Genomic DNA, 6941 nt, shown 5'->3' with positions numbered 1-6941 from the left:
GGCCTCATCAGGCCCTCAACTTCAGAGCTCCGGTTGATTTATTGGAAGAAATTGTAAATTGAAAAGTCAACTTTCAAATGGCTCAAAATACGGGGGAGCTTACACATTAAGCAAAGCAGATTTCTCTCTTTGGTCGAAATGACATGATAAACTTACAGCGGCGGAAACCTCGTGTTCTGCTGCATACCTTGTAGTTGCTCCAGTGCGGAGGCGGCATCGTGCACAGGCAGTTGACATGTTTTGTTGTAGCAGACGTAGATGGTAGTCTTGTTGTTGATGGCAACCTTGTCTTCTAACAAAGCAAGGCTGCTTTGGCCGTTGCTGCTACCCAGCAGGAGCATGTTGGGGAGGTAAAAAGCGCTGAGTTCGCTTCGTAGCTTCTCAGTTTCTTCACCCACTATGGCTACTTCTGCTGTAGGCGTTAACTTGTGGGAATACAGCGTTGCCCAATTGCTCAGGTGCGACGGCTCTTTAATCATCAAATCTTTTACCCTGGCCAGCATGTCATTGGAAAGGCTGGAGTAGCGCTCCTCATTAAAATATAGCCCCAGGAAGTGCAGGTTGGTGGCCATGACTGAGTTAGAAGCCGGCGTTACATTATCAATGATTTCTTTTTTGCGGGCAATGAGCTTTTCAGAACTCTTGTCGGTGAAGAAGAACATGCCTTCTGCTTCGTCAAAGAAGTTCTCTAGTGTATATTCTGTCATCTGCTTTGCCTCCTGTAGCCACTGCTCGTCAAATGTTACTTCATATAACCTTGTGAAGGCGCGGATGAGGTAGGCATAATCCTCCAGGAAACCATCTATCGTAGCTTTGCCTGCTTTGTAATTATGGTAGAGCTTGTCTCCTTTCTTCAGGTGCTGGAGCAGGAAGTTGGCATTGCGCAGGGCAAGCTCCAGGAAATGCCCGTTGCCAAACACATAATAAGCATCAGCCAGTCCTTTCAGCATGAGCGCATTCCAGGAGGTCAGGATTTTGTCGTCTAGTCCGGGCCGTACGCGGTTGGCCCTTATTTCCATTATCCTGCGCTTCCAGCTTTGCACCATGGGCTGCAGTACCTCTAACTCAAGTTTATGCTCCTGTGCAAACTCCTTGTCGCTGATGCGGCGGTGCAGGATATTGCGCCCGTGCTCAAAGTTTCCTGCTGCCGTGGCGTGGAAGTATTTCGAGAAGAGCGGCTCCTCATCCCCTAATATCTCCTGCAGTTCTTCTTTTGTGAAGGTGTAGAATTTGCCTTCTTCGCCCTCACTGTCGGCATCCAGCGACGAGTAGAAGCCGCCTTCCTTGCTCATTAGTTCTCGTTCCACAAAAGCAACCGTCTCATGCACCACCTCCTGGTACAATGATTCCCGTGTTGCCTGGTATGCCTCGGCGTAGAGGGTAATTAACTGGCCATTGTCGTACAGCATCTTCTCGAAGTGCGGCACCAGCCACTCGGCATCCACAGAGTAGCGGGCAAAGCCGCCACCAACCTGGTCATATATGCCGCCGTAGGCCATCTCGCGTAGCGTCAGGTGTAGCTGGTTAAGGGCTGACTGGTCGGAAGTGTGGTTGTAGTAGCGCAGCAGGAACAGGTAATTCGTGGGCATCGGGAATTTAGGCGCCTGGCCTAAGCCACCCAGCTTTTTGTCGAAACGCGTGCTTAAATTGTAGCCCATCAGCTTAAAATCCTCTTCGCGCACATGGAAGTTGCTCTCCCGCAACCCAAATTTCTCTAACTCGCTCCGGTTAAGGTGATCCACAAAATTTTCAGCCGATTCGTCCAGGTCCTGGCGGTTTTTCTGGTAGGCCACAGCTATGTTTTGAAGCAGTCCCACCCATTGCTGTGGCGGGAAATAGGTGCCTCCATAAAAAGGCTTGGCATCCGGGTTCAGGAATACGTTCAGCGGCCAGCCGCCCTGCACTCCCATGGCATGCAGCGCATCCATGTACACGGCGTCCACGTCGGGGCGTTCCTCGCGATCCACTTTAATGCATACAAAGTGCTCGTTCATTACCCGGGCAATATCCTCTTTCTCGAACGACTGATGCTCCATAACGTGACACCAGTGGCAGGCGGCGTAGCCAATGCTCACGATGATGGGCTTATCCTCCTGCTTTGCTTTCTGCAGGGCCTCTTCGCCCCAGGGGTACCAGTCAACAGGGTTATAGGCGTGCTGCAGCAGGTAAGGGCTGCTTTCGTGTATGAGTCTGTTTGCTTTCTTTTCTTCCATAGTGGTAGTGTATTTCCTGCAGTGCTGTTAAAGGAGGTGCACTGTACGTTTTACAAGATGTGATTATACGCCAGACGTTTCTGTTGGCTGGTTATACGCTTGTGGTAAATCCTATTGCCTGTTATAGGCGGTGCCTTGTTCTTTGACTGGCTCCAGCGTAATCTTTCCGGTGGCTACATGAAAGGAATACCTCGTTACCGGGTCCACCACCTTATCGTATTTGGCATAATAGCGCAAGCCGGTTTCAGGGTCTTCCATATAGCCAGCTACATCAGGAGAGGGCATGAGAGCGGGAGGGCCGTCAGGCTTTGCTATGGGCATGTTGGGTTTAACGTGAATGTTATGAGTGGCTACGTACGTTTGCAACTTTCCCAGAAAGATGCTCAGGTCGTTGACCTGTTCCTGCGCGCTGACTTGGAGAAGCGACACCAGGAAAAATATAAAGACAAGGTACAGTGTTTTCATTGGCCTCAGGACAAGGTTGTTATCTGTATACTGCCTGCCATTCACCTTAGTTTTGTGCATGTGGTGCCAGGCTTCCTATAGCAGCTGGTCACGCAGCACCTTCTCTTCCGCCGATGTGTCAATCTTATGTTTATCTTTGAGTTGTGCCAACTGCTGCAGCGTGTTTTTCAGGAAAGCCTGGTGCGCCTCCGACTGCGGGTGGAACGGCCTGTGCGCTGCTGCCCGCTGCATTTTCTGCCATGTCTCCAGGAAGGTCTGAAAATCCTTATCATAATATGCTGCGATAAACTTTTGCCAGATATAGTCTTCGGCTACTTCAGTAGGGTGCAGCATATCCTGCTTATAGAAGCGGTAATCCCGCAGGTCATCCATCATAATTTCGAAGGCGGGGAAATACTGTACGTGAGCATGGGCTTCCTCCAGTTGGTGGCACAGCACCCGCAGTGCTGCTTTGCTCACGCTGTTTATAGTTAGCGTTTCCTTTATATGCCGTACCGGGCTCACCGTTAGCAGCACTTTTAAGCCTGGATTAATTTGCTTAAGCAGTGAAAGCGTCTGCTCGAAAGCCTGCTTCATCTCTTCGGCCTGTAGTAGTACCCGCTCAAAATTCTTTGCCGGCAGCTTATGGCAGTTGGCGACAATTTTGTCTCTATCCTGCAACTTATAAGCTACTGCGGTGCCCAGGGTGATGATGAGCAGAGACGCCTGCTGCAGTTGCTCTCTCGTATGCTGCAGGCTTTCCTCCACATGCTGTAGCAGTTCTTGTTTGTCAGGGGAGGAGAAGGAGGAATGGAGGTCGTAAGCGTACCAGATGCCGTTCTGCTCCACCAGGTGCTGTTCAAACTCATAAGGTTTGCCTGCTGCGGACTGCAGCAACAGGCAAACAGACAGCGGATTAAAGATGGTCCCGAAGGGGTTTACCAGCACATCCACCTTGTTTTGCTTTAGCTTGTTGCCAATCACCTCTGCAAAACAGGAGCCGATGGTCAGTACCTTGTCCTGAAGGGTGAGCTGTAAATCGGTAGGAGGTATCTGTAATTCTGTCCGGAACATGGTTCGTACTTGGGGGTAAGTTAGCGGTTCTGGTATTCCATACGAAGGTACAGAGAAATTTCTACAGTGCCGGATGCATCAAACTGTGCCTTTTCTGCAGGAGTAGCTATCTGCCCTTGCAGGCGGGGCATAAAAAAAGCGTCCTGCCTTTTGAGGGGCAAGACGCTTTTTTGCTTGTGTTGTGCTTATTCGGCTACCACGTTGAATCTAACCTGGTGCTTCACTTCTTTGTGCAGGTTAAGTGTAGCAGTATACTCACCGGCTGTTTTCACATCCTGGTCAAAAGAGATACGCTTACGGTCTACCTCAACACCTTTTGCTGCCTTCAGGGCATCAGAAAGCTGAAGTGTTGTAACTGAACCGAAGATTTTGCCAGTCTCACCAACTTTAGCAGGAATTTCTAAAACAACATCACCAATGCTGTCAGCCAGCTCCTGTGCGTCATTTTTGATCTTATCTGCTTTGTGGGCGGCTTGACGGATGTTCTCCGCTACAACCTTTTTGTTTGATTTATCAGCGATAACTGCCAGACCCTGTGGGATAAGGTAGTTACGGCCATAACCTGGCTTCACAGTAACGATATCGTTCTTGTAACCTAGGTATTTTACGTCGTCTTTCAGTATTACTTCCATCGTGTTCCCTCCTTATTTTAAAGAATCTCCAACATAAGGTAAAATCGCAAGGTGTCTTGCTCTGGCAACTGCCTGCGATACTTTGCGCTGGAACTTCAGGCTTGTACCTGTCAATCTTCTAGGAAGGATTTTGCCCTGCTCGTTCACAAACTTCAGCAGGAAGTTACCATCCTTGTAGTCGATATACTTGATACCGCTTTTCTTGAATCGGCAGTATTTCTGACGATTCTCTTGCTTGTGTACTCTTTCGTTAACTAAGCTCATTATGCTTTAACCTCCTCTTTTTTAGCCTGCGTTTTGAATTCACCGTTTCTTCTGCGCTCATTGTAAGCCACAGCGTGCTTGTCAAGGGCAGTAGTTAAGAAACGAACAACTTTTTCATCACGGCGATAAGCCAGCTCAAGCGCATCTACAACAGTACCTGGTGCCTTAAATTCAACGAGGTGGTAGAAACCAGTAGATTTCTTCTGGATTGGGTAAGCAAGCTTACGAAGACCCCAGTTCTCTTCGTGAATAATGTCGGCGCCATTTTCCTTAAGCACCTGTCTGAACTTCTCGACCGTTTCTTGCATCTGCGCATCGTTCAACAGAGGCGTCAGGATGAAGACCGTTTCGTAATTTTTCAATTCCATCGGTTCGATATGATTTTTAATTTTAGCCTGCAAAGGTAGAAGTTAAATCTCTTTTAAGCAAGTTCTTGCCTTATAAATTATAATGTTGACTATGGTCATAGCACCATCCCTGCTGCCGGCTGTGTAGCTGACTACTATGGCTGTTATGGCTGTGCCCACCCCACCACCTGCTATCAAGTGGAGGGTAAAAAGGGTGGCCCTATATATAAGGTGTAAAATCTACACCTGAATTTAAGGTCAAATACTGTAAGTAGTAATCTGGAACAAAGAAGAAATTGTACTGATAATTCATAATTTCTAAAACAAGTAGTGGCGTAGGTAGTTACAGGATCAGGAGAATGAATATGATAAAACCTATAACGAGACAGCTGCGGCTTAGAGGTTTTTATTTATAATAATTCTAAATAAAAACCCTGTAAATACGACAGATAAAGCGTTATATAGAACTGTAGCCATGAACTTCAGCGGAGGTTCTGCTGAGTCCAAATAATAAAGTTATTCTGTTTGATTAATGGAATTCGCATAGTAGATTTGTGGCCGTAAAGCAATTTTACCACAACTAAACACTCACTCAAGAGATCTTGGCTATGATTAGCTGTATAGTTAAAACAAAAATCAAAGTTTTCCTTGCCTTCCTTATCGCTTTGGTGGTTTCGTTTGGCGCTTACGCCCAGGGAGCCAGCGAGCAGCAGGAAGTTTCACAGAAAGGGGTAGTGCCGCAGAGTACAGAAGGGGCGACAGCGGCTGCAAATACAGGCGGGCTGCCTGTTGATGACGATGCTATTGTGACGGCTGGTGATGCGTTGTTCAAAAACAACTGTGCTGTGTGTCACTCTGCTGGTTCTGATGTTATCGTTGGTCCTGGTCTTCAGGGTGTGACTGATAGAAGAAGCCATACCTGGTTGCAGCGTTGGATTAAAAACTCACAGGCGCTTATCTCAGCCGGCGATCCAGAGGCAGTTGCTATATACAATGAGTATAACAAGCAGGCGATGCCTTCTTTCAATTTCTCTGATGAGGAAATTACTGCCATTCTGACTTACATTAAGGCTGCTGAAGTTAATGCCAGCGGAGCGGTGGAGACAACAGTAGGTTCTGACCAGGCACAGGCACCGGGAACAAACGTTGGTCAGGATGCTATCGGAGCAGTTGGTGGTTACCTGGATATCATCCTGGTGGTGCTAATTGTAGTGCTGATTGTAATGGTGGTAACATTGTTGCTCATTACTTCAGTTCTTAAAAACTACCTGAATGCGAACCGCAAGCTAAGCGAAGTTGACGATCAGGTAGTAAACCAGCGTTTTGACTTTTCTAAAATTTACAAATCCAAGGCTGTTCGCACGCTAGTGGTGCTCATCTTTGTGGTAGTGCTTCTTGACCTGACCTGGGATACAGCCATGGGTATAGGTATACAGCAGGGTTATCAGCCGCGCCAGCCAATCGCATTCTCGCACAAGCTGCACGCTGGCGAGCACCAGATTAACTGTAACTACTGCCACACTACAGTATATAAGAGCAAGAGTGCCAGTATTCCTTCTGCTAACATCTGTATGAACTGCCACAGCCAGATTCAGACACAGTCTCCTGAAATTCAGAAAATATATAGAGCACTGGAAAAGAACAGGCCAATTGAGTGGGTGCGTATTCACAACCTTCCTGACCTGGCTTACTTCAACCACTCGCAGCACACGCAGGTTGGTGGTGTAGAATGCCAGACATGCCACGGCCCAATCCAGGAAATGGAAGTAGTATACCAGTACTCTCCACTAACAATGGGATGGTGTATAGACTGCCACCGCGAAACTCCGCTTAACACAGAAGGCAATGCCTACTACGATAACCTGGTGGAGTTGCATGAAGCGACATCTAAGGGCGCGTTCACAGTATCATCAAACGGTGGTACAGAGTGTTCGAAGTGTCACTATTAATATATTCTATTTCAATAC

General features: G+C 47.7%; 8 protein-coding genes. 1 reads left to right on the top strand and 7 read right to left on the bottom strand.

Going from position 1 to position 6941, the window contains the following annotated elements:
- Positions 1 to 152: 152 nt before the first annotated feature.
- From ACYVB1_RS15875 to rpsF, 7 genes are all read right to left on the bottom strand, one after another.
- Positions 153 to 2213 carry a thioredoxin domain-containing protein gene (locus ACYVB1_RS15875; RefSeq protein WP_460924766.1) on the bottom strand — a complete coding sequence of 687 codons (2061 nt, stop codon included), beginning with the start codon at positions 2211 to 2213 and terminating at the stop codon, positions 153 to 155.
- Between the two features lie 111 nt (positions 2214 to 2324).
- Positions 2325 to 2738, bottom strand: coding sequence for a hypothetical protein (locus ACYVB1_RS15870; protein WP_460924765.1), 414 nt, complete (start codon positions 2736 to 2738; stop codon positions 2325 to 2327).
- A gap of 15 nt (positions 2739 to 2753) precedes the next feature.
- Positions 2754 to 3731: a GSCFA domain-containing protein gene (locus tag ACYVB1_RS15865; RefSeq protein WP_460924764.1), complete on the bottom strand. Its 978-nt coding sequence runs from the start codon at positions 3729 to 3731 to the stop codon at positions 2754 to 2756.
- A 20-nt stretch (positions 3732 to 3751) separates the two neighbouring features.
- On the bottom strand, positions 3752 to 3892 hold the full coding sequence (locus ACYVB1_RS15860; RefSeq protein WP_460924763.1) for a hypothetical protein: 141 nt from the start codon (positions 3890 to 3892) through the stop codon (positions 3752 to 3754).
- Between the two features lie 24 nt (positions 3893 to 3916).
- Positions 3917 to 4363, bottom strand: a complete 447-nt coding sequence (rplI, locus tag ACYVB1_RS15855) for a 50S ribosomal protein L9 (RefSeq protein ID WP_460924762.1) — start codon at positions 4361 to 4363, stop codon at positions 3917 to 3919.
- Positions 4364 to 4375: 12 nt separating this feature from the next.
- Entirely contained in the window at positions 4376 to 4627 is a 252-nt protein-coding gene (gene rpsR / locus ACYVB1_RS15850; protein ID WP_115567587.1) for a 30S ribosomal protein S18, read from the bottom strand.
- Complete coding sequence (gene rpsF, locus ACYVB1_RS15845; protein ID WP_460924761.1) at positions 4627 to 4995, bottom strand: 30S ribosomal protein S6; 369 nt, start codon at positions 4993 to 4995, stop codon at positions 4627 to 4629. Before rpsF ends, rpsR begins: the two co-directional genes overlap by 1 nt.
- Before the next feature lie 587 nt (positions 4996 to 5582).
- Between rpsF and ACYVB1_RS15840 the strand changes: the two genes are divergently transcribed.
- Positions 5583 to 6923, top strand: coding sequence for a cytochrome c3 family protein (locus ACYVB1_RS15840; protein ID WP_460924760.1), 1341 nt, complete (start codon positions 5583 to 5585; stop codon positions 6921 to 6923).
- Positions 6924 to 6941 lie beyond the last annotated feature (18 nt).

This window comes from Pontibacter brevis, from assembly GCF_054779655.1.
The sequence above is the reverse complement of the archived record's forward strand: the minus strand, read 5'-3'. Positions and strand labels throughout refer to the sequence as shown.

What these genes read in the sequence shown, in the direction of transcription:
- ACYVB1_RS15875 (WP_460924766.1), bottom strand. Translation starts at nt 2,213, where the DNA reads ATGGAAGAAAAGAAAGCAAACAGACTCATACACGAAAGCAGCCCTTAC.
- ACYVB1_RS15870 (WP_460924765.1), bottom strand. Translation starts at nt 2,738, where the DNA reads ATGCACAAAACTAAGGTGAATGGCAGGCAGTATACAGATAACAACCTT.
- ACYVB1_RS15865 (WP_460924764.1), bottom strand. Translation starts at nt 3,731, where the DNA reads ATGTTCCGGACAGAATTACAGATACCTCCTACCGATTTACAGCTCACC.
- rplI (WP_460924762.1), bottom strand. Translation starts at nt 4,363, where the DNA reads ATGGAAGTAATACTGAAAGACGACGTAAAATACCTAGGTTACAAGAAC.
- rpsR (WP_115567587.1), bottom strand. Translation starts at nt 4,627, where the DNA reads ATGAGCTTAGTTAACGAAAGAGTACACAAGCAAGAGAATCGTCAGAAA.
- rpsF (WP_460924761.1), bottom strand. Translation starts at nt 4,995, where the DNA reads ATGGAATTGAAAAATTACGAAACGGTCTTCATCCTGACGCCTCTGTTG.
- ACYVB1_RS15840 (WP_460924760.1), top strand. Translation starts at nt 5,583, where the DNA reads ATGATTAGCTGTATAGTTAAAACAAAAATCAAAGTTTTCCTTGCCTTC.